The 25,730-nt window shown below is 65.0% G+C and carries 26 protein-coding genes and 1 tRNA gene; 18 read left to right on the top strand and 9 right to left on the bottom strand.

The window, feature by feature from the left end:
* Positions 1-6: 6 nt before the first annotated feature.
* Positions 7-801 (top strand): DUF4184 family protein, encoded by a 795-nt coding sequence (locus LK540_RS08225; RefSeq protein ID WP_229436688.1) that lies wholly within the window; start codon positions 7-9, stop codon positions 799-801.
* A 93-nt stretch (positions 802-894) separates the two neighbouring features.
* Here LK540_RS08225 and LK540_RS08220 read toward each other — a convergent pair whose 3' ends face one another.
* The 5 genes from LK540_RS08220 to LK540_RS08200 form a co-directional block, all read right to left on the bottom strand.
* Positions 895-1,503 carry a PH domain-containing protein gene (locus LK540_RS08220; protein WP_229436686.1) on the bottom strand — a complete coding sequence of 203 codons (609 nt, stop codon included), beginning with the start codon at positions 1,501-1,503 and terminating at the stop codon, positions 895-897.
* Between the two features lie 42 nt (positions 1,504-1,545).
* Positions 1,546-2,685, bottom strand: coding sequence for a hypothetical protein (locus LK540_RS08215; protein ID WP_229436684.1), 1,140 nt, complete (start codon positions 2,683-2,685; stop codon positions 1,546-1,548).
* Positions 2,686-2,742: 57 nt separating this feature from the next.
* Positions 2,743-2,817, bottom strand: a tRNA-Arg gene (locus LK540_RS08210).
* A 9-nt stretch (positions 2,818-2,826) separates the two neighbouring features.
* The gene (locus LK540_RS08205) at positions 2,827-5,064 is read right to left on the bottom strand and encodes a VIT and VWA domain-containing protein (RefSeq protein WP_229436683.1); all 2,238 of its coding nucleotides are present in this window, start codon (positions 5,062-5,064) and stop codon (positions 2,827-2,829) included.
* Positions 5,061-5,489, bottom strand: coding sequence for a MerR family transcriptional regulator (locus LK540_RS08200; protein WP_229436681.1), 429 nt, complete (start codon positions 5,487-5,489; stop codon positions 5,061-5,063). Before LK540_RS08200 ends, LK540_RS08205 begins: the two co-directional genes overlap by 4 nt.
* Positions 5,490-5,709: 220 nt before the next feature.
* Here LK540_RS08200 and LK540_RS08195 point away from each other — a divergent pair, with 220 nt between their 5' ends.
* From LK540_RS08195 to LK540_RS08180, 4 genes are all read left to right on the top strand, one after another.
* A complete protein-coding gene (locus LK540_RS08195; protein WP_229436680.1) occupies positions 5,710-8,562 on the top strand; it encodes a pitrilysin family protein in 2,853 nt (950 codons plus the stop codon).
* Positions 8,563-8,659: 97 nt separating this feature from the next.
* Positions 8,660-9,091: a hypothetical protein gene (locus tag LK540_RS08190; protein WP_229436679.1), complete on the top strand. Its 432-nt coding sequence runs from the start codon at positions 8,660-8,662 to the stop codon at positions 9,089-9,091.
* 53 nt (positions 9,092-9,144) lie between these two features.
* A complete protein-coding gene (locus LK540_RS08185) occupies positions 9,145-9,621 on the top strand; it encodes a hypothetical protein (RefSeq protein WP_229436678.1) in 477 nt (158 codons plus the stop codon).
* Between the two features lie 5 nt (positions 9,622-9,626).
* Entirely contained in the window at positions 9,627-10,880 is a 1,254-nt protein-coding gene (locus LK540_RS08180; protein ID WP_229436677.1) for an MFS transporter, read from the top strand.
* Between the two features lie 93 nt (positions 10,881-10,973).
* On the opposite strand, the gene LK540_RS08175 is transcribed toward LK540_RS08180, so the two are convergent.
* Together LK540_RS08175 and LK540_RS08170 are read right to left on the bottom strand one after the other, a co-directional pair.
* A complete protein-coding gene (locus LK540_RS08175; RefSeq protein ID WP_229436676.1) occupies positions 10,974-11,945 on the bottom strand; it encodes a serine hydrolase in 972 nt (323 codons plus the stop codon).
* A gap of 221 nt (positions 11,946-12,166) precedes the next feature.
* A complete protein-coding gene (locus tag LK540_RS08170; protein ID WP_307729163.1) occupies positions 12,167-13,198 on the bottom strand; it encodes a sulfate ABC transporter substrate-binding protein in 1,032 nt (343 codons plus the stop codon).
* A gap of 244 nt (positions 13,199-13,442) precedes the next feature.
* Between LK540_RS08170 and LK540_RS08165 the strand changes: the two genes are divergently transcribed.
* From LK540_RS08165 to LK540_RS08145, 5 genes are all read left to right on the top strand, one after another.
* Complete coding sequence (locus LK540_RS08165) at positions 13,443-13,967, top strand: GNAT family N-acetyltransferase (protein WP_229436675.1); 525 nt, start codon at positions 13,443-13,445, stop codon at positions 13,965-13,967.
* Between the two features lie 104 nt (positions 13,968-14,071).
* A complete protein-coding gene (locus LK540_RS08160; protein WP_229436674.1) occupies positions 14,072-14,680 on the top strand; it encodes a DUF882 domain-containing protein in 609 nt (202 codons plus the stop codon).
* A gap of 111 nt (positions 14,681-14,791) precedes the next feature.
* The gene (locus LK540_RS08155) at positions 14,792-15,082 is read left to right on the top strand and encodes a DUF378 domain-containing protein (protein ID WP_229436673.1); all 291 of its coding nucleotides are present in this window, start codon (positions 14,792-14,794) and stop codon (positions 15,080-15,082) included.
* Complete coding sequence (locus LK540_RS08150; RefSeq protein ID WP_229436672.1) at positions 15,082-15,561, top strand: metallophosphoesterase family protein; 480 nt, start codon at positions 15,082-15,084, stop codon at positions 15,559-15,561. The genes LK540_RS08155 and LK540_RS08150 overlap by 1 nt, the downstream gene beginning before the upstream one ends.
* A 66-nt stretch (positions 15,562-15,627) precedes the next feature.
* Complete coding sequence (locus LK540_RS08145; RefSeq protein WP_229436671.1) at positions 15,628-16,044, top strand: hypothetical protein; 417 nt, start codon at positions 15,628-15,630, stop codon at positions 16,042-16,044.
* A 68-nt stretch (positions 16,045-16,112) separates the two neighbouring features.
* On the opposite strand, the gene LK540_RS08140 is transcribed toward LK540_RS08145, so the two are convergent.
* Positions 16,113-17,315: a porin gene (locus tag LK540_RS08140; protein ID WP_229436670.1), complete on the bottom strand. Its 1,203-nt coding sequence runs from the start codon at positions 17,313-17,315 to the stop codon at positions 16,113-16,115.
* Positions 17,316-17,689: 374 nt separating this feature from the next.
* Positions 17,690-19,366 (bottom strand): electron transfer flavoprotein-ubiquinone oxidoreductase, encoded by a 1,677-nt coding sequence (locus LK540_RS08135; RefSeq protein WP_229436669.1) that lies wholly within the window; start codon positions 19,364-19,366, stop codon positions 17,690-17,692.
* A 189-nt stretch (positions 19,367-19,555) separates the two neighbouring features.
* Between LK540_RS08135 and LK540_RS08130 the strand changes: the two genes are divergently transcribed.
* The 8 genes from LK540_RS08130 (at position 19,556) to LK540_RS08095 (ending at position 25,724) form a co-directional block, all read left to right on the top strand.
* The gene (locus LK540_RS08130; RefSeq protein ID WP_229436668.1) at positions 19,556-20,332 is read left to right on the top strand and encodes an SDR family oxidoreductase; all 777 of its coding nucleotides are present in this window, start codon (positions 19,556-19,558) and stop codon (positions 20,330-20,332) included.
* Between the two features lie 53 nt (positions 20,333-20,385).
* A complete protein-coding gene (locus LK540_RS08125) occupies positions 20,386-20,805 on the top strand; it encodes a thioesterase family protein (protein WP_229436667.1) in 420 nt (139 codons plus the stop codon).
* 603 nt (positions 20,806-21,408) lie between these two features.
* Complete coding sequence (locus LK540_RS08120) at positions 21,409-22,140, top strand: beta-ketoacyl synthase chain length factor (protein WP_229436666.1); 732 nt, start codon at positions 21,409-21,411, stop codon at positions 22,138-22,140.
* The gene (locus LK540_RS08115; protein WP_229436665.1) at positions 22,133-22,906 is read left to right on the top strand and encodes a 1-acyl-sn-glycerol-3-phosphate acyltransferase; all 774 of its coding nucleotides are present in this window, start codon (positions 22,133-22,135) and stop codon (positions 22,904-22,906) included. The genes LK540_RS08120 and LK540_RS08115 overlap by 8 nt, the downstream gene beginning before the upstream one ends.
* Positions 22,899-23,153: a phosphopantetheine-binding protein gene (locus LK540_RS08110; protein WP_229436664.1), complete on the top strand. Its 255-nt coding sequence runs from the start codon at positions 22,899-22,901 to the stop codon at positions 23,151-23,153. The genes LK540_RS08115 and LK540_RS08110 overlap by 8 nt, the downstream gene beginning before the upstream one ends.
* A 9-nt stretch (positions 23,154-23,162) precedes the next feature.
* Positions 23,163-23,465, top strand: coding sequence for an acyl carrier protein (locus LK540_RS08105; RefSeq protein ID WP_229436663.1), 303 nt, complete (start codon positions 23,163-23,165; stop codon positions 23,463-23,465).
* A gap of 2 nt (positions 23,466-23,467) precedes the next feature.
* Positions 23,468-24,013 (top strand): hypothetical protein, encoded by a 546-nt coding sequence (locus LK540_RS08100; protein WP_229436662.1) that lies wholly within the window; start codon positions 23,468-23,470, stop codon positions 24,011-24,013.
* Entirely contained in the window at positions 24,006-25,724 is a 1,719-nt protein-coding gene (locus LK540_RS08095; protein ID WP_229436661.1) for an acyl-CoA synthetase family protein, read from the top strand. The genes LK540_RS08100 and LK540_RS08095 overlap by 8 nt, the downstream gene beginning before the upstream one ends.
* The last annotated feature ends 6 nt before the right edge of the window (positions 25,725-25,730 follow it).

Here is a 25,730-nt window from a genome sequence, read left to right as displayed (position 1 = left end):
TCAGACTTGACCCTCGCTTTACATAAAGCAAGGAGCCACATGCCATTCACCTTGTGCCACCCCGCAATCGTCCTGCCTTTGCATGCGCGCGCCCGGCGCCTGACTTCCTTGCCGGCACTCGTCATCGGCAGCATGGCGCCCGACTTCGTTTATTTCCTGCCACTGGCCACAGACGGCTACTTTACCCACAGCCTGCCCGGCATCTTCCTGTATTGCCTTCCTGCCGGCTTGCTCGTGTATTGCATCTACCACGCGTTGCTGCGCGATGCTTTTATCGAATGGGCGCCCGCAGCGGTATCGGCGCGCATGCGGCCTATGGCGCCGTGGTTGAAAGCGGATGTTCGCACGCTGGGAATCGTGCTCGTGTCCTTGCTGATCGGCGCGGCGAGCCATATCGCCTGGGATGCATTCACGCATCCGAACACGGCCGTCGTGCGTCACGTCGCGCTGCTGCGCATGCAGGTAACGCTGGGCAGTTATTCCATACCGCTGTTCAAGGTGCTGCAGCACATGAGCAGTTTGGCCGGCTTCATCGTCACTGCCGCTTACCTGCGGCACTGGCTGGCCACGACGGAGGCGGGGGCGCTGTCGCACCGGCCGCTATCCGGCCTGCGCGGCCTGTATGTGCTGGTTGTCATTGCCCTGGCCGGCTTGGGCGGAGGCGCCGCGGGACTGATGCTGAAGCATTCGAAATCCGGCGAACACGCCTTGTTCAACGTCGTGGTGACCGGCATGGCGATGGCGGCGCTGGCGGTCGTGCTGCTCTGTGTCGCACGAAAATTCGCCGTCTCGCGGCGCTGACGGCCGGCAGGCATCGGGCGCTGCAAGACAAAAGCGGCAAGCATGCACTTGCCGCGTCGACGCTCAGCAAATCGGAGTCGCTGCCGCGAAGCGTCAGTTGTGAATGTACTTGGTGAACACGTCGCTGAAATCGCGCTTGGTGTGCGTATCGAACATCGCCGTATTCAGCGCCTCCAGCAGTTCGCCATACTGGCTCACCAGGCTGCCTGCACCCGGCGCGATATTCAGCTTGTGCACCGACGCCGTCGCATCCAGCGCGCGCAGGGCGTTATCGCGCGATAGCGCATTGCGCTTTTGCTGCTTGCCGATCGTGATCAGGGCTTTATAGATATCCTTCAGCTGCTCGATGAAGCTCTTCTTCACGTCGATGGAAAACTTGGTGCCTTCCAGGTTGAACTTGAGTTCGATGTCCATGTCCAGCGTGCCGGCGGTTTCGATGCTGACGTCGGTGATCTGGTAAGACGCATAATCGTAGCGCTTGATCGAGCGTTTCGACGACACGGCCGAATCGCCATCCACGTGGATCAGGGCGAGATTGGTGAAGCAGTATTCGTCCTTCTTGCTCTTGATGAGGAAGAAGATCTGCTCGCCGTCTTCGCTGAACAGGTAATCGTCCGCGTCGACCTTGTCGTAATCGGCCGAGCCGACGATGACGCCGATATCGCTGAACCCCAGTGCTTCCGCTGCCAGTCTCTTAAACATGATCGCCCTCGCGTCGTGGAAAGCAATGAGATTACCATTATTTCAGTACGACAAGCCTGCGTAGCCCGGTGAGGTGATGTGAATCGGTAACGTGCCGCCAGCCAGGACGGGCAGGGCGCGGCTGCGCGGTCCGCCTTCGACCGGCTGCGCATAGGCGCTCGTGCCGTCGGCCAGCGTCCGCGCGCGTGGCGGGGTGCCGGCCCAGGCCGATGCCGGCACGGGCGCTGCCGAAGCGTGACCGGCTGCGGCTGCCAGCGCCTTCCAGGCCAGGGCGCGACTGGCCGGCGCGAGCCCGCCGGACGCGCCAGGGGAGCCGGGCGCCACGTTCGTGGGCCGCGGCTGGCGTGCCGGCGCGTCGTGCTCGACGGCAGAGCGCGCCAGCGCGCTGACGAAGCCGGCAGGGTCTGCCAGCGCGTCGGCCAGGCCGCCCTCGCGCAATTCGAACTGGGCCAGGCTATGGAGCGCGTCGAGCGACCAGGCCTGTGCGCCGGGCAGGGCGGTCCAGTCGTAGCTGGCCATGGCCTCTGGCGGTGCGATCCCGGGTGCGAACGCTGCATCGGGCGTGAACCCGCGCCGGCCGGAATTGGCGAACACGACCTGGGCCCAGTTGCCGCACCGCGCCCGCGCCTGCGGTGCGAGCGCGCGGTACCGGTCCGCTTCGCCCTTGCGTTCGATTTCCCAGACCAGCCCGCGGTAGAGCGTATAGGCGGCAAAGCCCATCGCCCCGGATTTGCGCGCCTGGCCCCGCTCGGCGTCGCAGCGCTCTCGCAGGCTGGCCAGTTCCTGCTTCAGTGCGGCCTCGCGCTCGTTGGCCTGCGCCAGCTGCGCAGTGAGCTCTTCCTGCTGGCGCAGCGTTTCCTTGAATTGGCTGGTCAGATCGGAGATTCCACTCGACATGAGGGTGACGGCCTCGGTGCGCCTGTCGAAGCCCTCCGCCAGCGTGTTGAACCGGTCCACCAGTTCGTTGTGCTGGTCGATCATCTGTTCCAGCCTGCGGCGCAGCTTTTCCCTGGACTGCCAGAGATTGTCGATGATCCCGTTGGCGTGGTTGACGGTTGCCTGGATATTGGCCTGGTGCTGGGCCCTTTCCCTGCGCGCCTCCAGCATGTCGCGCAGGTCGCTGCCCATCTGGAAGCCGATCGCGGCCATGGTACTGGCGGGAGGAAAACCGAAATCGTGCATCTGACTGTCTTTCTACCGGAAACCGGTGCTATCGGTGCAGGCACCGGGCCGTGCAATTGGTATCGCCAGCAGGAATCGAACCCGCATCCTGGACTTAGAAGGTCCTCGCACTATCCGTTGTGCTATGGCGACATCTTGCCATCAATCGGCCTGCTTGCGCAGGAAGGCCGGGATCGCCTCGTCCCGATCCGCCGCACCCTTCGCGTCGTATGCGTCGCGCACGATCTGCTCGACCTGGATGGCGAGCATGCGGTCTTCCTGCGTCGCGCCCGGCCTGCCGAAGCGGGCAACTTTGTCCGCCAGGCGCGTCATCAGGCTGCCCGGCATGAGGAGCTTGCGGATCGCATCGAGCAGGGCCTGCACCAGCGCCGCCTCCCCATGGCCGGCCGCGGCAAGCCCGCGCAGGGCATCGACCAGTTCCTGCGGCAATCTGTCTTCGAGCTGGTCGAGGGAGCCTGGCTGGGCGCCCGAACTGTCGCTGAAGTGCTCGGCAAAGGCGCGCATGCTGGCCCGGTTCGGGTAGGGATCGGCCTCCGGCAGCGCCTGGCGCCGGAACATCGCCGGCGTTTCGTAGCCTGCCTGGCGCTGGCGGAGCATCGGTGCCGTGTCGCCGCGGCTCCAGACTGCCGGCGCCGAATAGGTCCCGGTACGCAGCACGCCTGCGCCGCCCCAGCCCGCAGGCAGGGCCTGGGCGACGCGCTCCAGCGCCGGCATGGATGACTGCTTCTCGCCCTCCGCGCGCGCCAGCGTCAGCACCAGGTTGGTCGTCTGGCCGACCAGGCCATATTCCATGGCCAGCGCATGGCGCGTGCGGGCGTCGGCATCGCGCATGCGCGCCGCGGCGGCTATCCTGGCCAGGGTGTCGCCTTCGATGACGTCGCCATCGATGCGCAGCTCGGCGCGCTGCGGCGCCCCGCTGCCGGCGTCGCGCCATTCGAGCACGGCGCTGCCGGGTGCACGTTCGAAGAAGCCGGCGAAGTGGTGCACGGTCTCGCCACTGAAGAGCGGGCCGGAATCCGCCTGCCAGCGTGCGTCGCCATCCCAGCGCACCTGCGCGTTCGTCACCGGCGCCTGGCGCATGCGCCCCACCATCCTGCGGATTGCGCCGCTGGCTTCCGCCGGGTCGGCGACCAGTTCGCAGGCGCCGCCGCTGCGGATGGCCAGCATGTGCAGGAGCGACGAGGCCGGCGCGCTGCCGATCCCGACCGCGAACACGCGCTGGCCGGCCCGTTCGGCGCAGGCGACGAGTTCGTCCGCTTCCCACACGTCGCCGTCGGTGACCAGCAGGACATCGGCAACGGCAGGGGCGCCGAGTTCGAAGGTGGAAAGCAGCGCCTGGCGGATGTCGGTGCCGCCCATGTCGGCCTGGGTGGCGGAGACCCAGCCGCCGGCCTTGGCGATGGCGCGCGGGGTGGCTGCCATCAGCGTGCGGGTGCAATGCTCGACCTCGCTGCCGAAGCGGCTGAAGCTGAAGCTGTCGGCAGTGTCGAGGTGGCTCAGGACCTGGTGCAGGGCGGTGCGTGCGGCGTCGATGCGGTCGCCATTCATCGAGCCCGAGCAGTCGACCAGGATCTTCAGGCCAAGCGGATGCGCGGCGGCCGTGCGTTCGGGACAGAAGCTCGCGAGCGCAACGTAACCACGGCCGTCCTTGCCGACAGTGGATACCGAGCTTGCCGCCAGGCCGTCGATGGCCAGCACGAAATCGCGGTCGAGGCAGGCCTCAGCGGGCGAAACATGAACACCGCCCTCAGTGCGGCGCGTCGCCAGCGCGTGCGACGGCGACGCCAGCCGGCCCCCGGCAAGTTCGCCATGCAGTTCCAGGTCGAGCGTGAAGGGATGCCGGGCCAGCAGGTCGGTCACGGGCACCTGGTGCGGCTGCATGCCGATCGCGCCCGGATCGCCAAAGCGCGGCCCGATGACGGTCGGGACCACCAGCCGCACCTGGCTCTGCGCCAGGGTGAGCAGCTGGGCATAGCGGAAGCGCAGCAGCGCCGTTTCGTTCGGCAGCAGGTTGCCCACGTTGACGGTGTACACACCATCGGCCGCGCGTTCCACCATCACTGCCGTATCGCCTTCTTCCAGCGCGCGCTCATACTGGCGCTCGCCGTCGGCCTTGGCCACCACGGTCCCGCGCAGCGCGCGCTCGCCCAGCACGCATTCGACGTCCAGCAAGACCGCATTCCACGGCACCGGGAAGCTGTACACGGCCTCGATGTTCGTAGCGCCGGCATTCCGGTAGCGCTGCTCCACGTTCAGTTCGAACAACAGTCCCTTGACGCTGCCCTCGGCATGCACCGATTCCAGCACCGATGCGCCGGCCTTGCCGCGCAAGCCTGCGAACGCTTCGCTGCCCATGTTCGTGTTCACGCCGATGCTCATGCTGATGGATCCTCTTGTTTGATGTGCTGGTAAGCCGCCATCACGGCGGCAAAGAATGTCCGGACCTGTTCCGGCGACAGCCCGGCCTGCGCCGGGTCGAGCTTCACCTCGACGCCTTCGTCGACGATGAAATGGCTCCAGACCTCGACGGTCCCGCTGCGGTTGCGGCGTTCGGGAGGGGGCTCGGAGGCATTGTCCAGGCGCTCGCGGATGCGTTCGAGCGACAGTCCCTCCTGGGTCCAGCGCCGGATCGCCAGCAGCTGCTCCAGGTGTTGCTGGCCATAGCGTGCCGAACGGGTTTCGCCTTCCGGACGGTCCACCAGGCCCAGCTGGATGTAGTAGCGCACCGTCCGCTTCGGCAAGCCGGTCAGGGCGGACAGTTCGTCGATGCTGAAGGTTCTCGGTTCCTCGCTTGTCACGCTCATGCTCCAGATAGATCGCCATGGCTGGTTCAGTCAGGCAGTTTTAATACAGTAAATTGTGACAGTAATACTGTCAATAAGTTTTTGCTGTCGTTCATGCATCGCATCCAGGCAAGGCGGTAGGGCAGGGCGTTGTAGCAATCAGGAAATTGCAATACTATCCAGAACCTTGTGGTGCACCGGACCATCCTGCGCCATCGTTCTATTCTGAGGATCTGATTGCATGAAGACTTTCCCATCGAAGCTGGTGCTTGCAGCCTGCATTTCGTCCGCCCTCGCGTCGACTGCCCTGGCGCCGGCCCACGCCGCCGGCAAGCCGGCAGCCAGCGCGCCGCAAGCCGGCCTGAAAGTGGACTTCCAGAAGTTCACGCTGCCGAACGGCTTGGATGTGGTCTTCCACATCGACCGCTCCGACCCGGTCGTTGCCGTCAACCTGACCGCGCACGTGGGTTCTTCGCGCGAAAAGGCCGGCCGCACCGGTTTTGCCCACCTGTTCGAACACCTGCTGTTCCTGGAATCGGAAAACCTGGGCAAGGGCGGTCTCGACAAGATGACGGCGCGCATCGGCGGCTCCGGCGCCAACGGCTCGACCTCGCAGGACCGCACCAACTACCTGCAGACGGTGCCGAAGGATGCGCTGGAAAAGATGATCTGGGCCGAAGCCGATAAACTCGGCTGGTTCATCAACACCGTCACCGAGCCGGTGCTGGCCAAGGAAAAGCAGGTCGTCAAGAACGAAAAGCGCCAGGGCGTCGATAACGCGCCGTATGGCCACACCCGCTACGTCATCAACAAGGCCCTGTACCCGCTTGATCACCCCTACAACTGGCAGGTGATCGGCTCGCTGGAAGACCTGCAGAACGCGACCCTGGACGACGTCAAGGAGTTCTACCGCCTGTGGTACGTGCCGAATAACGTGACCCTGGTGATTGCCGGCGACTTCGATCCCGTCCAGGCCCGCAAATGGGTCGAGAAGTATTTTGCCGAGATCAAGCGCGGCGCGCCGATGCAGGCCATGGCCAAGCGGCCCGGCGTGGTGAAGCAGACCGTGAAACTGGCGCACGAAGACAACTTCGCCAAGCTGCCCGAGCTGACCATGGCCTGGCCGACGGTCGAGGACCTGCACCCGGATTCGTACGCACTGGAAGTGCTGGCCGAATACCTGTCCGACACCAAGCGCGCGCCGTTCTACCAGGTGCTGGTGGAAGACGACAAGCTGGCGCCCGCCGTCCAGATGGGCAACCAGACTGCCGAACTGGCCGGCCAGTTCATGCTGAAGGTGCGCGCCTTCGAGGGCAAGCCGCTCGACGACGTGGCCGCCTCGATCGACAAGGCCTTTGCCAAGTTCGAGAAGGAAGGCATCTCCGAGCGCGACCTGAACCGCATCAAGGCCGGCCTCGAGACGCGCTTCTATAACTCGGTGTCGAGCGTGCTCGGCAAGTCGGCGCTGCTGGCCGAATACAACTACCTGACCGGCAACCCGGGTCATATCGAAGAAGGCATCCGGAAGACCCTGGCCGTCACCACGGCCGACGTGCGCCGCGTGTACGACACCTACATCAAGGGCAAGCCTTACGTTGCAACCAGTTTCGTCCCGCGCGGCAAGCTGGCGCTGGCCCTGAGCGGCTCTAGCAAGGCCGACGTGGTCGAGGAAAAAGTGGTGCAGGGCGCCGAGAACGCGGTCGATCCGAGCGCGAACGCCGAATACGCCAGGACCCCGTCGAAGATCGACCGCAGCAAAGAGCCGCCTTACGGTCCGGCGCCGGTGGTGAAGGTGCCGCAGGTGTGGGACACCAAACTGGCGAACGGCATGCGCGTGGTCGGCATCGAGAACGACGAAGTGCCGCTGGTGGAGTTCGACATCGCCATCGATGGCGGCCTGTTGCTCGACAAGCCGGAAAAGGTGGGCGTGGCCAACCTGATGGCGCGCCTGATGACCCAGGGCACGGCGAAGAAGACGCCGCAGGAACTGGAAGAAGCGATCCAGCAGTTGGGTGCCAACATCAGCGTGTTCGCGCGCAACGAAGACGTGCGCATCGGCGTCACCACCCTGGCCCGCAACTATGCGGCGACGCTCGACCTGGTCGAGGAAATCCTGCTGCAGCCGCGCTGGGACGAGAAGGAATTCGCCCTCATCAAGCAGAGCGTGCTGAGCCAGATCCGCCAGCAGGAAGCCGAGCCGAATGCCGTGGCCAGCCTGAACTTCGGCAAGCTCGTGTATGGCAAGGACGACCCACGTTCGCGCAACATCCTGGGCACGGTGGAGAGCGTGAATGCGATCACCATCGACGACCTGAAGGCGTATTACCGCGCCAACCTGTCGCCATCGGTGGCGCGCATGCACGTGGTCGGCGCCTTGCCGAGGGCGACGGTGACCCGCTCGCTGGCCGAGCTCAGCCGCGATTGGAAGGCCAAGCCGGTCGCGCTGCCGGCCGCCGTGCCCGCGCCGGCCCCGGCGCCGGCCAGGGTCTACTTCGTCGACGTACCGGATGCCAAGCAGTCGGTGCTGCGCATCGGCTACCGCGCGCTGGCGGCGACCGACCCGGACTTCTACCCGGCGATCGTGACCAACTACATCCTCGGCGGCGGCGGTTTCGCCTCGCGCCTGACCCAGCAGCTGCGTGAAGGCAAGGGCTACACCTACGGCATCAATTCCTCGTTCGCAGGCAGCGACAGCGCCGGACCCTTCACGATTGCCAGCGGCGTGCGCAGCAACGTCACACTCGAGTCGGCCCAGCTGGTGAAGCAGGTGTTGCAGGAGTATCCATCGACCTATTCGGCGGCCGACCTGGAAACGACCAGGAACTTCCTGGTGAAGAGCAATGCCCGCGCCTTCGAGACCTCGGCGGCGAAGCTGAACATGCTGGACAACATCAGCAAGTTCGGCTGGCGCGCCAGCTACGTCAAGGACCGCGAAGCCATCGTCAAGGCCATGACGCTGCCGCAGATCCAGTCGCTGTCGCAGAAGTACCTGGACCCGTCGAAGATGGTCTGGCTGATCGTGGGCGACGCCAAGACCCAGCTGCCGCGCATGCAGGAGCTGGGCTTCGAGGAGCCGGTCGTGATCGGCAAGTAAGCCTTACCCGCTGCGGCATCGCCGAGAGTCCGGGCGACGCCGCGGCAAGCCGCTTGTAGCGATTGCCGGAAAACGACTGCAGCATCGTGAGGAAGTCATGGAATCCGAATACCTTGTGGAACCTGTGGGGCCGCCGCTGTTGCTGGAAAGTCATACCGACCTGTGCGACCTGACCGTCGGCCTTTCGGGCCTGCGTATCGCTGTCCTGGTAGGCAGGGACGATATGGAAAGCGACCAGTTCGTCGAAGTCGTTTTCCCGACCTTCCGGGGTTTTCGCTACCTTGACGAAGGAGACCTGCTTCGGTACTGGCGCAGCGGGAGCTTCGATACCGCGAATTATGTGGTTTTCGAACTGAAAAGCGGCGGATGGGGGCGGCAGGAAGAACGCAACGGCATGCTGAACGTTACCGGGGCAATCGGCAGCTACCGGGAATGGCTGGTCGTCAGCGGCAACGCGTGCGTGAACGTCATTGCGCACATCGAGCCGCTCGTGCGCTGTATCGGAATCACAGGGTCAAGGAGGATATGATGGCTTATGGGCAGATGAGGCAAGACCAGGCGAGTATACGCAAGGAGCCTTCCGTGGTTGATATTGCAATGAATGTACTCAGGATCGTTTCAGGGCCGCTGATTGTCACCACAATGATGAGCACGGTTCAAGCCGCTCCGCTCACGAGTCATTTTCCTGACAAGGACCTGGGCCGTTTCCTAGCCGAGAAATTCGATCTGGCGAGTATCCGCAGCTCGTTCGGGCCACGACGCTCTCCAGCGCTGCGAACATTCACCGACTTCGGAATGAAACCAAGTGAAGCGACCGATCTCGCCGTGGTGTTCGACCATACTGGCCACTGGTTCTACGAGCTGAAGGTCATGGGGCGGCGCGATGTCAACGATGACGGCATCGAGGACCTGGAAGTATGCTTCACCGATCGCGCCCAGAATGGCGGAAGCTACCATACGTCGAAAGGCCTGCTCGTTACCCGCTATGCCAGCGACGCCTACGCCGTGGCGCTGAACTACCCGCTCGACGACGGCATTTGTACACAATCTACCCGCTAGCACCCATGACCGCTCGCTCCTGGTACTTCGGCTGGAACATCGTTGCCGCCGCCACCCTCCTGACCACGCTCACGGTGGGCATGCGCCTCGGCATCGGGCCTTTCTTCCTGCCGATGGTGGAAGACCTGGGTTTCAGCCGCAGCCTGCTGGCTTCGATCATCGCCATCGGCATGCTGTGCTATGGCCTGGCGATGCCGCTGGCGGGTTACCTGGTCGGGCGCTTCGGCACGCGCTTCGTGCTGCTGCTCGGCACCGCCATCGTGTTCGGCTCGGTGATCTGGACCGTGAACGCCCGCACCCCGCTGGCCTTCCTGCTGGCGTTCGGCGTGCTGATGTCGGTCGGTCTCGGCTTCACCAGCCCGGTGGCGCTCACGCCCATCATCAGCCGCTGGTTCACGCGCCAGCGCGGCATGGCGCTGTTCTTCCTGTCCACCGGGTCGATGGCCGGCATGGCGCTGCTTACGCCGATCCTCACGGCGGCGATCCACGCGATCGGCTGGCAATCGACGCTGGTCGGCTTCGCCGTGATCTTTGCGCTGGTGACCGTCCCGGCGGCGCTGCTGTGCATGCGCGAGGGGACGCCCGAGCATACCGATTTGCTGCCCGAGCAGGTCAGCGCCCACAAGGCCGGTAGCAAGGCGGCGCCGGTCAGCCTGACGTTCGCTGCGGCGGTCCAGACGTCACCGTTCTGGAAAATCGTGATCGGCCTGTTCGCCTGCGGCTTCAGCATGAACCTGCTCGGCACCCACGGCGTGCCGATGCTGATGGACCACGGTTTCGATGCCATGACCAGTTCCTACGGCATCGGGCTGATCGGCCTGGTGGCCATCCTCGGCACGCTGGTGCTGGGCCGGCTGTCGGACCGCCTGCCGCGCCGCAACATCCTCGGCACCATCTACCTGGTGCGCGGCCTGGGCTTCTTTGCGCTGCTGGCCGTCGGCACCCACTGGGAGCTGTACATCGCCGCGGCCATCGGCGGCATGGTCTGGGCCGGCAGCATCGCCACTTCGTCGGCGATGCTGGCCGATATCTACGGCGTGCGCCTGGTCGGCGTGATGTACGGCACGGCCTACCTGGGCCACCAGGTCGGCGCCATGCTCAGCTCCTGGCTGGGCGGCTGGGCTTTCGACCGCTTCGGCACGCACTGGGTGGCCTTCGGCATGTCCGGGGTGCTGCTGGTGATCGCGGCGGCCGTGTCGATGCGGCTGCCGCTGAAAGGTTTTACCTTGATGGCGCCGGTCGCACGGGCTGCCGGGTAGGGGGCAGAACTACTCAAGCCAAAACAAAAGGGACTGCCGCGCTAACGGAAGTCCCTTTGTCGTTTGAGGCAGGCGCCCGCAGGCGGCCCCGGATCAATTGCGGCGCTTGCGCGTCACGACCGCCTTTTTCTTCTTCGGCGTGACCACCACCTTCGATTTGCTGCGGCTCGATGCCTTGGCTTTCATCTTCACGCCACCGCTCGAGGCCTTGATGCGCGGTGCGCGGCTGCTGGCCTTCATCTTCACTGCGCGCGGGGCGCTGGCGACGACCGGGTCCTTGCCGTTGATGTAGCGGCGGATGTTCAGCGCGTCCATGATACGGGCCGACGAGGCGCCGGCGTTCAGCAGCACCATGGTCGCGTTCTTGCCGGCGGCCTTGATGCTCATGATCAGGCAGCGGCCCGCTTCCTGGGTGTAGCCGGTCTTCGACAGGCCGACGTCCCAGCCCTTGGCGCCGACCAGGCGGTTGGTGTTGTGGAATTCGACTTCGCGGCTGTTGATGCTGACCAGGTTCTTGGCATCGGTGGTGCGGTCGGTGATTTCCTTGTACTGGCTGGCGGCATTCGCCATCTTGACCAGGTCGGCCGCGGTCGAGCGGTTGTTCGGCGACAGGCCGGTCGGTTCTTCGATCACGGTGTTGGTCATGCCCAGCGCGGCGATCTTGTGGCGCACGGCGGCCTTGAAGGCCGGCACGCCGCCCGGATAGGTGCGGGCCAGCGAGGCGGCGGCGCGGTTGTCCGAGGACATCAGGGCCAGCTGCAGCACGTCTTCGCGCGGAATGCTGGCGCCGACCGGCACGCGCGAGCTGCTGTGCTTCAGGGTGTCGACGTCGCTGCGGTCGATCTCGATCAGTTCCTGCATGTCCTGCTTCGCGTCCAGGATGACCATGGCTGTCATCAGCTTGGTCAGCGAGGCGATCGGCATGACGGCGCTGGCGTTCTTTTCCAGCAAAATCTTACCGGTGTCATCTTCCACCACCAGGACCGATTGCGAACCGAACGGCACCGCGAGTGCGGCAGCAGACGAGATCGACAATAGGACGGCAGCGAACAGTTTTTTCATCATGGTGTCGGAATGGGGAGTCGGGTTGAGGGCCAGGATGCCAGGGCGGCATCGCGTCTTGCTGTAAGGCACACCGAAGCTTGAAAGATAGCATCGCCATTTCCCTATGTCTATGGCGCACAGGAAAAAACGACCCTGATATGCATATTTTCCCGAAAAAAAGGCCCTGCGTTGTTGCAGGGCCTTTTTAGAGTTGCAAGAAGCTGACTGCTTCGTCAAGACGATTACTTCGGCTGGTAGATCTTGTCGAATTCGCCGCCGTCGTCGAAGTGGACCTTCTGGGCATTGCGCCAGCCGCCGAACAGCTCGTCAACCGTGAACAGCGAGATCGGCTTGTAGTTCGCCGCATACTTCTTCATTACCGCTTCGTTGCGCACGCGCAGGAAGTGCTTGGCGCCAATTTCCTGGCCGGCCGGCGAGTACAGGAAGTTCAGGTAAGCCGTTGCTGGTTTACGCACGTTGCGGCGGTCGACCACCTTGTCGACCACGGCCACCGGCGATTCGGCCAGGATCGAGGCTTGCGGATACACGACCTCGAAGTTGTCGCCGAATTCCTTGCGCACCATGCTGACTTCGTTCTCGAAAGTCACCAATGCGTCGCCGATCTGGCGCTGGGTAAAGGTGGTGGTGGCGGCACGGCCGCCGCCGTCGAGGATGGGCACGTTCTTGAAGATGCGGCCGACCAGGTCGCGCGCCTGGGCTTCGTTGCCGCCCTTTTTCAGCACCGAGCCCCAGGCCGCCAGGTAGGTGTAGCGGCCATTGCCGGCGGTCTTCGGATTCGGGATCACGACCTGCACGCCCGGCTTGGCCAGGTCTTCCCAGTTCTTGATGCCTTTCGGATTGCCCTTGCGGACCAGGAACACCATGGTCGAGTAGTAGGGCGCCGCGTTGTTCGGGAACTTCTTCGCCCAGTCCTTGGCCACCAGGCCGCGGTCGGCCAGCATGTCGATGTCGTTGGCCTGGTTCATGGTAACGACCGAGGCTTCCAGGCCGTCGGCCACGGCGCGCGCCTGCTTGCTCGAGCCGCCGTGCGATTGCTTGATGTTGACGGTATCGCCGGTCGCTTTCTTGTAGTCGGCGATGAAGGCCGGGTTGATATCCTTGTACAGTTCACGCGCCACGTCGTAGGACACGTTCAGCAGCTCGACGTTGGCGGCGCTGGCGCTCAGCGGCAGGGCGGCGCCCAGGGCCAGCGCGGCGCCAAGCGACAGCGCCAGGCGGCGCAGGGGCAGGGGCAGGAAGTCATGGTTCGGCATATGTTCTCGCTCTTTGTATATTCTATGAAGACAGTGTGCATGTTCCTTAATTTTGCGTCGAAACGGAAGAATACTTTCGTCATATGCTTAGAAGCTGCGCGCGCCTGGACGGAGGTATGCATGGCTTCCGGCAGACGAACTCGCTTTCGGTGTATAGTCCGGTCATTGCGTTACCCGGACGGGATAACACGAGGGTAGCGCTTTGCAAAAGAATAGTGAGACAACGATTTACAGGTTAGATGGTATGGGTATCGACATTCGCACAGCAGCACCGGCCGACGCCGTTTCCGCCTGCGCCTTGCTACGCCGCTCGATAGAGCTCGGCTGCGAGGCCGATCACCGCGACCGCCCGGGCCTCCTCGACACCTGGCTCGGCAACAAGACGCCGGAGAATGTCGGCGCCTGGTTCGCCGCGCCAACCAACTACGCCATCGTTGCCGAGCAGGACGGCAAGCTGCTCGGCCTGGCCTTGCTGACCCAGGCCGGCAAGGTGCCACTCTGCTACGTCGAGCCGGATGCCTTGCGCATCGGCGTCGGCCGCTCCCTGCTGGCGGCCCTGGAAGCGCAGGCGCGCACCTGGAACATCCGCAAGCTGCACCTGCACAGCCCGCAGAGCGCAGCGCAATTTTTCGAGCGCCACGGCTACACGAATGCCGGCCTGGAAAAGTCCTGCTTCGGCATGGAAAGCAACCTGTTGTGGAAAGCACTGGATATCGATCCAGCGGTTGCAGCGAAACAAGGCAAACGATTTTGTAATTGCAGTCAATAAGCAACAAGTAAGCACTTCTTTGTGCGAAGTTGTTAAGTTATAGTACGCAAGTTCGCATAGATGAGTAGCTTATGTCTTCCCGTAGAGATTTCCTCCGACAGGGCATGCACCTGTCCGCCCTGGGCGTCCTCAGCCCGACCCTGATCGGCAGCGCCCAGGCTGCAGCGCAGGCAGCGCCGGCCGACCTGACTCCCCCTCCCGATTTGTTCGACGCGCAATTGCTCGACCTCGATTTCTGGGTCAAGCCGCGCACGCTGACCGTCACCCGTCCGGCCAGCGGCGAAAAGGCCAAGATCCTGTACTGGAAGGACGGCGAGATGATCGATTCCGCCTACCAGCAACTGTGCCACCTGCTGCGCGACGTGAACGGCAAGCAGACCGCGCCGATCGATCCGAAGCTGCTAGAAATCCTGTGGAGCACGCAAGCCTTCATTGCCCGCTACGGCCTCGAGCAACCGCTTGAGATCCTGTCGGGCTACCGCACCCCGGCCTCGAACGCACGCCTGATCGAAGCCGGCGTGCCGGCCGCGCGCAAGTCGCTGCACATGACGGGCAAGGCAGCCGACATCCGCATCGCCAGCCTGAACGAGGAAGTCCTGGGCGGCCTCGTGCGCAGTTTCCGCACGGGTGGGGTGGGGTATTACTACCGTTCCGGCCCGAAAGGTGGCTGGATTCACGCGGATACCGGCCTGAACCGCACCTGGAAGGGATAATCGCGCCGCGGTGCGCCGGTTCGCAGGGATTCTTGCTATCGTAGGGGTGTGCGGCGCCGCTTGCGCCGCTGTATCGACGCATCCCGACTCATCCGATCCGAGGAGAACACGATGGCAACGATGAACGCACCCACGATGGACCGCCGCACCAGCCCGGAACGCCGCCTTGCCCTGCGCGAAGGGCGCCGTTCTGCGATGTCTGCCCTCGATTACCTTGCCATGGCGCTGCTGATCGTCGGCGGCCTGAACTGGGCCATGGTCGGCCTGTTCGACGTCGATATCGTTGCCACCATCTTCGGCCCGGGCAGCCCGGCCACGCGCCTGGTGTACGTGGTGGTGGGTCTGGCCGCGCTGTACTCGATCTACACGACGGCGAAGATGGCGACCGCCAAGCGCCACTGATGACGTCGCCGGTGGCCGTGCGCATCGGCCTGATTTCCGATACCCACGGCCTGCTGCGTCCGGAAGCCTTAAGCTTCCTGGCCGGCTGCGACCATATCGTGCACGGCGGCGACATCGGTAAACCCGAGATCCTCGACCAGCTCGCGGCCCTTGCGCCCTTGACCGTGGTGCGCGGGAATAACGACCGCGAGGCCTGGGCCGCCGCCATACCCGTGACGGCGACGCTGCACTGCGCGGGCGTGACCCTGTACGCGATCCACGACCTGAAGGAACTCGACATCGACCCGCGCGCGGCCGGGGTGCGCGTGGTCGTCTCCGGTCATTCGCACAAGCCGGCCTGCAGCGAGCGTGGCGGCGTCCTGTACGTCAATCCAGGCAGCGCCGGCCGCCGCCGCTTCAGGCTTCCCATTTCCTGCGCCGAGCTGTTGATCGAGGGCGATGTGGTGACGCCGCGCATTGTGACCATCGTCGACCATTAAAGCGCGGCACACGCATGCATGCAAATGCCGTAGCATACGGCTCTTACGTTATTCTTATCGCATGTCATGACCGCATCAAACGAATCCCAAGACACCCCGCCGCGTTTCCGTCCCCGTCCCTGGATCCATCTCGAGACCCCGCAGGATGTCGAGCTCTGGATTGCCGAGCATGACCAGGCGATGCAGGACCTGATCAAGCCGCAGGAAACCGGCTACGGCGTCAAGTTCACGCTGGCCGAAGGCGGCGACATTTACCTGCAGACCGGCGAGGACGCCATCGTGCTCGACGTCGAGCCGGACGCAGCCTGGATCGCGCCCCTGATCACGGCGGCCACCGGCGCCGAGCCGCCGCCGGGCCAATACTGGCTGCTGCCGGCAGACAGGCTGGTGCAGCTGGTCATCGGTTTGTCGAGCCTGGTTGCCAGCACCACGCTGGTGGTCGGCCACCGCTTCGGCTCACACGGCCGCCGCATAACGTATTAGGTATGCCTGGTGGGGACGAGTCCCCACCCTACGATGAAGGTAGGGTGGGGACTCGTCCCCACCGGTGCTCAGAAGTGGTGCGTCACGCCCATCGCCAGGGTGCGCGTTTCGATCCCCAGCTGCGGCGCAGTCGTCCCGGCTACCAGCGGCAAGACAGTCCCGTTCAGGATGATGGTCGACACCCCGAAGTTACGCACCGAGCCCGCGCGCAGGTAGAGACCGGTGCGGCGCGACAAATCGTAATCCGCGCCCAGCATGATCCCCAGCGCCGACGAGTCCGCCAACTGGCCGGCTGCATTGCGCGCACGTTCGGTGTCGCGGTAGACCGCCGACGCCCGGTAGGTGAACTGTCCGCGCGGCACGATCAGCCCCAGCGTCACCAGCGAGGCCTCGCCGCTCTGCGCCTCGCGCGGCTTGATCTGGACGTAGGACGTCGACAGCACCAGCCTGCCATTGTCGAAGATCGCGCCGCACGACGGGATATCCGTGCGCACGCTCCGGGCCGGCGCGCCGCTCGTCACCGCGACCGGGCTGCTGAAGCCCTGGGTCAGGCTGGCCGCCAGGTAGAACGGCCCGCTGTTGTACGACAGCACGCCGCCGCGCGCGCCGGTCCTCGGCTCGTTGGCGCCGGTCGGGTTGGTGGCGTAGATGAACTGCGCCGACAGCGGGCCGACGCGCGGCGTGGCATAGGTAATCGACTTCGGCACGCGCACCGGAATCGTCGCGGCGCCGGGGCCGAGGTCGGTGTTCGAGCCGAGGCCGCGCGGGGTCTGCATAATGCCGCCGCCGACCCAGGTGTAGACCGAGTTCGTGACCGGCAGGCCATACGGGTCGATGAACAGCGGCAGCATCGCGTTGATCTGATTACCGATGCGCAGCGCGCCCCAGGTAGTGGAGCGCAGGCCCACCCAGGATTCGCGGTTGAACAGGGCTGCCGCTTGCTGGGTGCCGTCGTCGGCATTCAGGCCAGCTTCCAGCTTGATCTCCGCCTTCAGGCCGCCGCCCAGGTCTTCCGATGCGTAGAAGCCGAGCTTGGAGCTGTAGGTGCCGCCGCTTTGCATCTGCCACTTGCCCGCGGCGTGGTCGGTGTTCGTGTACAGCGCGCCGAGGTCGACGGTGCCGTAGACCACCGTGGTGCTGGCGGCGCGGCTGAATTCGGGCAACTGGGCCAGGCGGGTCATCAGGTAGGAGGGCGTGGTCTGGGCGTTGGCATGGGCGAAAGCGCAGGCAAGGGCGGTGCAGAGCAGGGCGCGGCGGAAGGTGCTTGGCATGGAGGCAAGGTTGGTGAAATTGAAGGCGCGCATTATTGCATATGGATAATGCGCGTCACCAGCAAGGCGGGATGAACAGTTGTTGCACTCAGGTAACAAATGTCAGCGTGCCTGATATTGCCCACGTATCGAATGGTCACGTGCCGTACCGCGTGGACACAGGTGTCCACCCTACCAAAGCAGGGCACGAATGCCACGCGGTCTTTCGTGCCCATGTACCCCCCCACCGCCACAAACAAAAAACAGCCCCGGTAGGGTGGGCCGGGCCGCGCTAGGCACCTGTGCCCACGCGGTCTTTCGTGTCCATGCGCACCCCACTGCCACAAACAAAAACAGCCCGCCGAAGCGAGCTGTCTTTCCAAGGGACGATCCGATTACATATTTGGATAATTCGGCCCGCCGCCACCCTCCGGCGTCACCCACACGATGTTCTGCGTCGGGTCCTTGATGTCGCAGGTCTTGCAGTGCACGCAGTTCTGCGCATTGATCTGCAAACGGTCCTGTCCCGCATCGGTCTTCACGTACTCGTACACGCCCGCCGGGCAGTAGCGCTGTTCGGGACCGGCATACTTGGCCAGGTTCACCTCGACCGGAATCGCCGGATTTTTGAGGGTCAGGTGCACCGGCTGGTCTTCCGCGTGGTTGGTGTTCGAGATGAACACCGACGACAGCTTGTCGAAGGTCAGCTTGCCATCCGGCTTCGGATACACGATCGGCGTGAATTCCGAGGCCGGGCGCAGGCATTCGTTGTCGGCGTGCTTGTGGCGCAGCGTCCAGGGCGCCTTGCCCTTGAAGATCAGCTGGTCGATGCCGGTCATCACCGTGCCCAGGTACAGGCCCTTGCTCATCCACGGCTTGAAGTTGCGCGCCACATGCAGCTCTTCGTGCAGCCAGGAGTTCTTGAAGGCTTCCGGATAGCTCGTCAGTTCGTCGTGCTGGCGGCCCGCGCCGAGTGCGGCGAAGGCCGATTCCGCCGCCAGCATGCCGGTCTTGATCGCGCCGTGGCTGCCCTTGATGCGGCTGACGTTCAGGAAGCCGGCGTCGCAGCCGATCAGGCAGCCGCCCGGGAACACGGTCTTCGGCAGCGATTGCAAACCACCCGCGGTGATGGCGCGCGCACCGTAGGAAATGCGCTTGCCGCCTTCGAAGTAGCCGCGGATCGCCGGATGGGTTTTATAACGCTGGAATTCCTCGTACGGCGACAAATACGGGTTCTGGTAGGACAGGCCCACCACGTAGCCCACGGCCACCTGGTTGTTCTCCAGGTGATACAGGAAAGAGCCGCCATAGGTATCGGTCGGCAGCGGCCAGCCGGCGGTGTGGATCACCAGGCCCGGCTTGTGCTTGGCCGGGTCGATTTCCCAGAGTTCCTTGATGCCGATGCCGTACACCTGCGGGTCCTTGTCCTTGTTCAGGTCGTACTTGGCCATCAGCTGGCGGCCCAGGTGGCCGCGCGAGCCTTCGGCAAAGAAGGTGTACTTCGCGTGCAGTTCCATGCCGAGCTGGAAGTCCGGACCCGGTTCGCCATCGCGCTTGACGCCCATGTTGCCGGTGGCGACACCCTTCACCGAGCCGTCCTCGTTGTAGAGGATCTCGGCCGCCGGGAAGCCGGGGAAGATTTCCACGCCCAGGCTTTCCGCCTGCTGGCCCAGCCAGCGCGTGACGTTGGCCAGCGAGATGATGTAGTTGCCGTGGTTGGTCAGCGATTTCGGCACCATGAAGCCCGGCGTCGCGTACGACTTGGTCTCGGTCAGGAACAGCACCTGGTCTTCGGTGACCGGGGTGTTGAGCGGCGCGCCGAGTTCCTTCCAGTTCGGGAACAGCTCGTTCAGCGCGATCGGGTCCATCACCGCGCCCGACAGGATGTGGGCGCCGACTTCGCTGCCTTTCTCGAGCACGCAGACCGAGACTTCCTGGCCTTTTTCGCTTGCCAACTGCTTCAGGCGAATCGCCGCCGACAGGCCCGCCGGGCCGCCGCCGACGATCACAACGTCGTACTCCATTGCTTCGCGCGGTCCGTATTGTTCGAGGATGTTGGTAGGCTCTGTCATGGTCGTAAAATGGGTTAAAAAAATTTAAGCACGAGTGTGCGGGTTTTTGCTGCCGTTTGCAATGTGGCGCGCCACTTTAGGGTGAATATTAGGGGCGAAGGTCTAATCCCGGCATTCCGGCGCTGCGTTTTATGCCATCATTATGCCTTCATAGTCATCCGTGCAGCGGCACACCAGACAGGAGCGAACGTGGGCATCGAAGTGAATTTTGAAGGAAAGATCGCCATGGTCACCGGCGCCTCGAGCGGCCTCGGGGCGCGCTTCGCGAAAGCCCTGGCCGGCGCCGGCGCCCAGGTGGTGCTGGCCTCGCGCCGCATCGACCGCCTGAAGGAACTGCGCGCCGAAATCGAGGCCGACGGCGGCGCCGCCCACGTGGTCACGCTGGATGTCACCGACCTCGCCAGCATCAAGTCGGCGATCGCCCACGCCGAAACCGAGGCCGGCCCGATCGACATCCTGGTCAACAACTCCGGCGTGCAAAGCACCCAGCGCCTGCTCGACGTCACCGAAGACGATTACCAGTACATCATGGACACCAATTTGCGCGGCGCCTTTTTCGTGGCCCAGCAGGCGGCCAAGCGCATGATCCAGCGCGCAAAGGGCGACCCGCGCAAGCAGCACCGCATCGTCAACATCGCCTCGGTGGCCGGCCTGCGCGTGCTGCCGCAGATCGGCGTGTACTGCATGAGCAAGGCCGGCGTGGTGCAGATGACCAAGGCGATGGCGGTGGAGTGGGGCAAGTACGGCATCAACGTGAATGCCATCTGCCCCGGCTACATCTCCACCGAGATGAACGAGGATTATTTCGAGACCGAGCAGGGCAAGAAGCTGATCGAGCTGCTGCCACGCAAGCGCCCGGGCAAGCCGGAAGACCTGGACGGCTTGCTGCTGTTGCTGGCGGCCGAGGAAGCCCACTTCATCAACGGCGCCATCATCACGGCCGACGACGGCATGACGGCGCAGTAAGGTTCTTTGTACCGATTCGCACGACAGATTTTTAGGCAACAAGAGCAGGAAGCATGAGCAACAAGAAGTTGGTACACACGATGCGGATGCCCGTCCGCTGGGGCGACATGGACGCCATGGGCCATGTCAACAACACGGTTTATTTCCGCTACATCGAAACGGCGCGCATCGCCTGGCTGGAACAGGTGGGCGCCTTGCCCGACCCGAGCAGGAGCGGCCCGGTGCTGATCAATGCGCAGTGTTCGTTCCTGAAGCAGCTGAAATATCCGGCCGAGATCGAGGTGACGTCCTGGGTCGGTCCGCCGGGACGGTCGAGCTTCGAGGTATCGCACGAGATTCGTCTCGTGGAGGCGAACGGCGAGGCCGGCGCGCTGCATGCCGAAGGCGCGGCCAAGATTGTCTGGGTCGATTTCGCGGCCGAGAAGTCGGTGCCCTTGCCGGATGAGATACGCAGCCTGCTGCCGGCTGCATGATACGAAGCGCCCTGAGGGGCGCTTTTTTATTGAGATGCATTGCATGCGGGACTCACCGGCTACACCGTAGCCGCAATGTATCCCGTACGGTGGGCACCCCGTGCCCACGCGGTACGCACCCCTCCGCCAGTCCGCAGCAGCGAGGCATCGCTCGAAACGCCTCGGTCTACGACAAAACCCGCACGGCGACCGGCTCCGCTTGAAGCCAGCGAGCGGCAATTCACCGCCACCAGTGCAAGCATGCGCACATACCGCGTGGGCACGGAGTGCCCACCGTACGGGATGCCTCGCGTCCGATGTGGGCGCTAACACCGCCTAGCCGTCAAGCCCCATCGCCAGACCGTTGTAATCCCGTCGCTTGTGAGAATGTGTGAGTTTTTGCCACCTTGCGATGTGGCAATATGGCGCGCTTTCGAAAACGGCAGCCGCGGAGCGCATCCCCGCTGCATAAGCGTCGACTGTCAAGTGTTGCAAAAGAGGCTTGCCACTAGCGACATTGTTCTCGAAGGCAAATCGCGCGATTATAATTTGAACGGCAACACCCGGTCGCACGATTGAACTTTGCTTTCGAATTTGCCCTCACTTCCTACGCATCTCTCGTCTATGTCCATTCACGAAGTCGCCTTTTCCATTGCCCGGCATGCTGCCTGGGCGCCCGGCGTGACTTCGTCCGACGCATGGGCCGCGTGGGCCGCGGAACCCTGGCCCATCGCCATGGGCGAGGAGCCGAAGGTTGCCGCCATGCCCGCCATGCTGCGCCGGCGCGCCGGCTTCCTCGGCCGCATGGCGCTCGAAGTGGCCTACGACTGCCTGGAAGGCCAGGCCGGCGTGCCGACCGTCTTCTGCTCGCGCCACGGCGAAGTGGCGCGTTCCATCGAACTCCTGAGCGACCTGGCGCGCGGCGAACCCTTGTCGCCCACCGCCTTCGGCCTGGCCGTGCACAACGCCAGCGCCGGCCTGTTCTCGATCGCGCGCGCCGACCGCGCCAATCACGTGGCCCTGGCCGGCGGCAGCGCCACCGTCGAACATGCCGTGATCGAAGCCTGCGGCATGCTGGCCGACGGCGCGCCAAGCGTGTTGCTGGTCGCCTGCGACGCACCCCTGCCCGAGCTGTTTGCCGCCTTCGAGGATTGCGACGAGCAGCCCTGGGCCTTTGCCTGGCTCATGACCGCGGCGGATACCAGGCCGCTGCGCCTGTCCTGGCAGGGCGCGCAGGCCGGGCAAACGGCGAGCACGCCGGGCGGCCTGGATGTGCTGCGCTTCCAGCTCGGCGCCACGCCCGCGCTGGTGCGCGACACCGGCGCCATGCGCTGGACCTGGAGCCGCGATGCGTGAGCGGCTCTGGCACGGCTGGCGCGTACTCGCCACCGGCATCAGCTTCGCCCTGTTCGGCCTGGGCGGCCTGGTGCTGCGCGTGCTCGTGTTCCCGCTGCTGGCGCTGTGCCTGCGCGATCCGCAGGCGCGCATGCATGCGGCGCGCGCCACCATCCGCGCCAGCTTCCGCGCCTTTGTCGGCATCATGCGCGGCCTCGGCGTGCTGCGCTATGAAACCCATGGTCTCGACAAGCTCGAACGGCAAGGCCAGCTGATCCTGGCGAATCACCCGACCCTGATCGACACCGTGTTCCTGATCGCCTTTGTGCGCAACGCCGACTGCATCGTCAAGGGCGGCCTCTGGAACAACCCGTTCACAAGCGGCCCGATACGTGCGGCGCGCTACATCTGCAACGACCGTGGCCCCGAACTGGTCGACGACTGCATCGCCTCGCTGCGCGCCGGCGGCAACCTGATCGTGTTCCCGGAAGGGACGCGCACACCGCGCGGCGGCGCCATGCAGCTGAAACGCGGCGCCGCGAATATCGCCGTGCGCGGCGCGCGCGCCGTGACGCCGGTGCTGATCACCTGCACGCCGCCCACGCTCGGCAAGGGCGACAAGTGGTGGCACGTGCCGCCGCGCCAGGCCAGCTTTCGCATCGAGGTGCTGGACGACATCGGCGTCGAGCGCTTCAGGGACACCGGCGTGAGCGAGGTCCTGGCCGCGCGCCGCCTCACCGAACACCTGCAACATCTTTTTTTGGAAGAAGGCCAGCAACATGCTTGAACAGGAAGTGAAGGAACTGATCATCGACGTCCTCCAGCTGGAAGACATCGCTCCCGCCGACATCGACAGCGAGGCGCCCCTGTTCGTGGAAGGGCTGGGCCTCGATTCGATCGACGCGCTCGAGATCGGCGTGGCGCTGCAGAAGCGCTACGGCATCACGCTGTCGGCGGAGTCGCAGGAAACGCGCCGCCATTTCGCATCGGTGCGCGCGCTCGCAGCGATGATTGAAGCTAACCGCAAGAAGTAGGAGAAGGCCATGGTAGCCATTAACGACATGAACCGCGACGAACTGTTTGTCTGGACCGCCGACCTGCTGGCCGAGATGTTCGAACTCGACCGCGACGCGCTGACCCCGGAATCGAACCTGTACGCCGACCTCGATATCGACAGCATCGACGCCGTCGACCTGGCCGTGAAACTCAAGCAGATGACCGGCAAGCGCCTGGCGCCGGAAGTGTTCAAGACCATCCGCACCATCGGCGACGTCGTCGATGCCTTGTCCGACCTGGCAGTGTCCAACCTGGCGCCGGCCGGCCTGGCCGAAGAGCAGCCGGCGTAACAGTGGTCTGGAATGTCCTCGCGGCGGCGCTGACGCTGCTGTATCCGCTGGCGATCTGGTTCGGCCACGGCGCCATTGAGCCGCGCTGGCTGGCCGGCCTGCTGCTGGCGACCGTCGCCGTGCGCCTGCCGGCCTTGAGAATCAACGCCTCGGCGCGCTGGTCGGCCGCGGGTGCGCTGGCGCTGGTCGCCGTCGCGGTGGCCTCGAACGCGGTGCTGCCATTGAAGCTGTATCCGGTGCTGGTGAACGGCGCGCTGCTGGCCGCCTTTGGCTACAGCCTGGTGCACGGCCCTTCGATGGTCGAGCGCCTGGCGCGCCTGCGCGAGCCGGACCTGCCGCCTGAAGGCGTGGCCTATACCCGCCGCGTGACGCAAGCCTGGTGCGCCTTCTTTGTCGTGAACGGCGCCATCGCGCTGGGCACGGCGCTGTTCTGTTCCAACGCCGTGTGGTCGCTCTACACCGGCGTGATTTCCTATCTGCTGATGGGGCTGATGTTCGGCGGCGAATACCTGCTGCGCATACGCTTCAAGCGGCTGCATCATGTCTGATTTGTTTACCCGTCTCGCCACGCGCGATGTGAACGCGCTGGCCGGCCGGCGCGCCGGCCAGCCGGTATCCCATGGTGAGTGGCTGGCACGCGTGCGTGCCTGGGCCGCGCTCGGGCGCGCTACCTCCGCCACGCACATCGCCCTGTATCTCGACGACAGCCTGGAATTCGGTGCCGCCCTGGCCGGCGCCTGGCTGTCCGGCAAAACCGTATGGATGCCGGCGGACACGCTGCCGGCCAACTGCGCCGCGCTGGCCGGCGAAGCGGGCGCCTTCTGGGGCGAGTTTCCGGCATCCTGCGCGCCTGCCTTCCCGGCCGGGGACGACGACGGCCACATCGACTGGACCGCGCCGGCGCCGGACTTCCCGGCCATGGTGGTCTACACCTCGGGCAGCACCGGCGCGCCGACGCCGATCCGCAAGCACCTGTCGCAGCTGACCGGCGAAATCGAGGCGCTGGACACCCAGTTCGGCGCGCAGCTGGGCGACGCTGAGATACTGGCCACCGTCTCGCACCAGCACATCTACGGCCTGCTGTTTCGCGTGCTCTGGCCCCTGACGGCCGGCCGCGCGATCCACGCCGAGCGCCACGAATACCCGGAAACCCTGGCGCGCGCGCTGGCGGAGCGGCCCTGCGTGCTGCTCGGCAGCCCGGCCCACCTGAAGCGACTGCCCGAGCACCTCGACTGGCAGGGCGCGCGCGGCCGGCTGCGCGCCGTGTTCTCGTCCGGCGGCATGCTCGAAGCCGACGCTTCGATCCATGCACGCGCGCTGCTGGGCCAGGCGCCGATCGAAGTCTACGGCAGCTCGGAGACCGGCGGCATCGGCTGGCGCCAGCGCGGACAGCAACCCGACGAGGGCTGGAGCCCGCTGCCATTCGTGCACTGGCGCGCCGGCGACGACGGCTTGCTGGAAATCGACTCGGTCCAGGCCGGGCCAAGCGGCTGGCAAACCCTGTCGGATCGCGTCGAAGCGCTGGATAGCGGACGCTTCCTGCTGCGCGGCCGTGCCGACCGCATCGTCAAGATCGAAGAAAAGCGCGTCTCGCTCGATGCGGTGGAGGCGGCGCTCGTGGCGGGTGGCCTGGTGCGCGAAGCACGCGTGCTCGCGCTCACCGCTGGGCACCAGGAAAGCCGCCAGCGCCAGTCGCTGGCCGCCTTCGTCGTGCTGACGGAGGAGGGCGCCGCGCTGCTGGAAGCGGGCGGCAAGAACGCCATGAACACGCGCCTGCGCACGCTGCTCGCGTCCAGCGTGGAGACGGTGGCGCTGCCGCGCCGCTGGCGCTATCTCGCGCGCCTGCCGGTGAACGCCCAGGGCAAGACCACGCAGGCGCTGCTGCTGGCGCTGCTGGAGCCGGCGCAGGATGCTCGCCCGCGCCGCCCGGCGCTGCGCGTGCTGGAGCAGGACCCTGCGCGCGTGCTGCTGGAACTGACCGTGCCGCCCGACCTGCTGTACTTCGACGGCCACTTCAGCGTGGCCCCCGTGCTGCCGGGCGTGGTGCAGGTCGACTGGGCGATTGCCTACGGCAGGCAGTACCTGGGCCTGGGCGGCGCCTTTGCCGGCATCAACGCCCTGAAATTCCAGCAGATGATCCGCCCCGGCCACCCGGTGCAGCTGGAGCTGGTCCACGACACCAATAAGAACAGCCTGAACTTCCGTTATTTTTCCGACGCCGGCGCCCATGCCAGCGGCCGCATACTCCTGGAGACTTGATACAGC

The sequence above is a fragment of the Massilia sp. IC2-278 genome (assembly GCF_020708045.1).
GTDB lineage: Bacteria > Pseudomonadota > Gammaproteobacteria > Burkholderiales > Burkholderiaceae_D > Telluria.
Note: the sequence above shows the minus strand (reverse complement) of the source record. Positions and strands in the feature narration are given on the sequence as shown.

Excerpts from the sequence above, each read along its gene's own strand:
- LK540_RS08220 (WP_229436686.1), bottom strand. The coding sequence starts at position 1,503 with ATGTTTAAGAGACTGGCAGCGGAAGCACTGGGGTTCAGCGATATCGGC.
- LK540_RS08215 (WP_229436684.1), bottom strand. The coding sequence starts at position 2,685 with ATGCACGATTTCGGTTTTCCTCCCGCCAGTACCATGGCCGCGATCGGC.
- LK540_RS08205 (WP_229436683.1), bottom strand. The coding sequence starts at position 5,064 with ATGAGCATCGGCGTGAACACGAACATGGGCAGCGAAGCGTTCGCAGGC.
- LK540_RS08200 (WP_229436681.1), bottom strand. The coding sequence starts at position 5,489 with ATGAGCGTGACAAGCGAGGAACCGAGAACCTTCAGCATCGACGAACTG.
- LK540_RS08195 (WP_229436680.1), top strand. The coding sequence starts at position 5,710 with ATGAAGACTTTCCCATCGAAGCTGGTGCTTGCAGCCTGCATTTCGTCC.
- LK540_RS08190 (WP_229436679.1), top strand. The coding sequence starts at position 8,660 with ATGGAATCCGAATACCTTGTGGAACCTGTGGGGCCGCCGCTGTTGCTG.
- LK540_RS08180 (WP_229436677.1), top strand. The coding sequence starts at position 9,627 with ATGACCGCTCGCTCCTGGTACTTCGGCTGGAACATCGTTGCCGCCGCC.
- LK540_RS08175 (WP_229436676.1), bottom strand. The coding sequence starts at position 11,945 with ATGATGAAAAAACTGTTCGCTGCCGTCCTATTGTCGATCTCGTCTGCT.
- LK540_RS08170 (WP_307729163.1), bottom strand. The coding sequence starts at position 13,198 with ATGCCGAACCATGACTTCCTGCCCCTGCCCCTGCGCCGCCTGGCGCTG.
- LK540_RS08165 (WP_229436675.1), top strand. The coding sequence starts at position 13,443 with ATGGGTATCGACATTCGCACAGCAGCACCGGCCGACGCCGTTTCCGCC.
- LK540_RS08160 (WP_229436674.1), top strand. The coding sequence starts at position 14,072 with ATGCACCTGTCCGCCCTGGGCGTCCTCAGCCCGACCCTGATCGGCAGC.
- LK540_RS08155 (WP_229436673.1), top strand. The coding sequence starts at position 14,792 with ATGGCAACGATGAACGCACCCACGATGGACCGCCGCACCAGCCCGGAA.
- LK540_RS08150 (WP_229436672.1), top strand. The coding sequence starts at position 15,082 with ATGACGTCGCCGGTGGCCGTGCGCATCGGCCTGATTTCCGATACCCAC.
- LK540_RS08145 (WP_229436671.1), top strand. The coding sequence starts at position 15,628 with ATGACCGCATCAAACGAATCCCAAGACACCCCGCCGCGTTTCCGTCCC.
- LK540_RS08140 (WP_229436670.1), bottom strand. The coding sequence starts at position 17,315 with ATGCCAAGCACCTTCCGCCGCGCCCTGCTCTGCACCGCCCTTGCCTGC.
- LK540_RS08135 (WP_229436669.1), bottom strand. The coding sequence starts at position 19,366 with ATGACAGAGCCTACCAACATCCTCGAACAATACGGACCGCGCGAAGCA.
- LK540_RS08125 (WP_229436667.1), top strand. The coding sequence starts at position 20,386 with ATGAGCAACAAGAAGTTGGTACACACGATGCGGATGCCCGTCCGCTGG.
- LK540_RS08120 (WP_229436666.1), top strand. The coding sequence starts at position 21,409 with ATGTCCATTCACGAAGTCGCCTTTTCCATTGCCCGGCATGCTGCCTGG.
- LK540_RS08115 (WP_229436665.1), top strand. The coding sequence starts at position 22,133 with ATGCGTGAGCGGCTCTGGCACGGCTGGCGCGTACTCGCCACCGGCATC.
- LK540_RS08110 (WP_229436664.1), top strand. The coding sequence starts at position 22,899 with ATGCTTGAACAGGAAGTGAAGGAACTGATCATCGACGTCCTCCAGCTG.
- LK540_RS08105 (WP_229436663.1), top strand. The coding sequence starts at position 23,163 with ATGGTAGCCATTAACGACATGAACCGCGACGAACTGTTTGTCTGGACC.
- LK540_RS08095 (WP_229436661.1), top strand. The coding sequence starts at position 24,006 with ATGTCTGATTTGTTTACCCGTCTCGCCACGCGCGATGTGAACGCGCTG.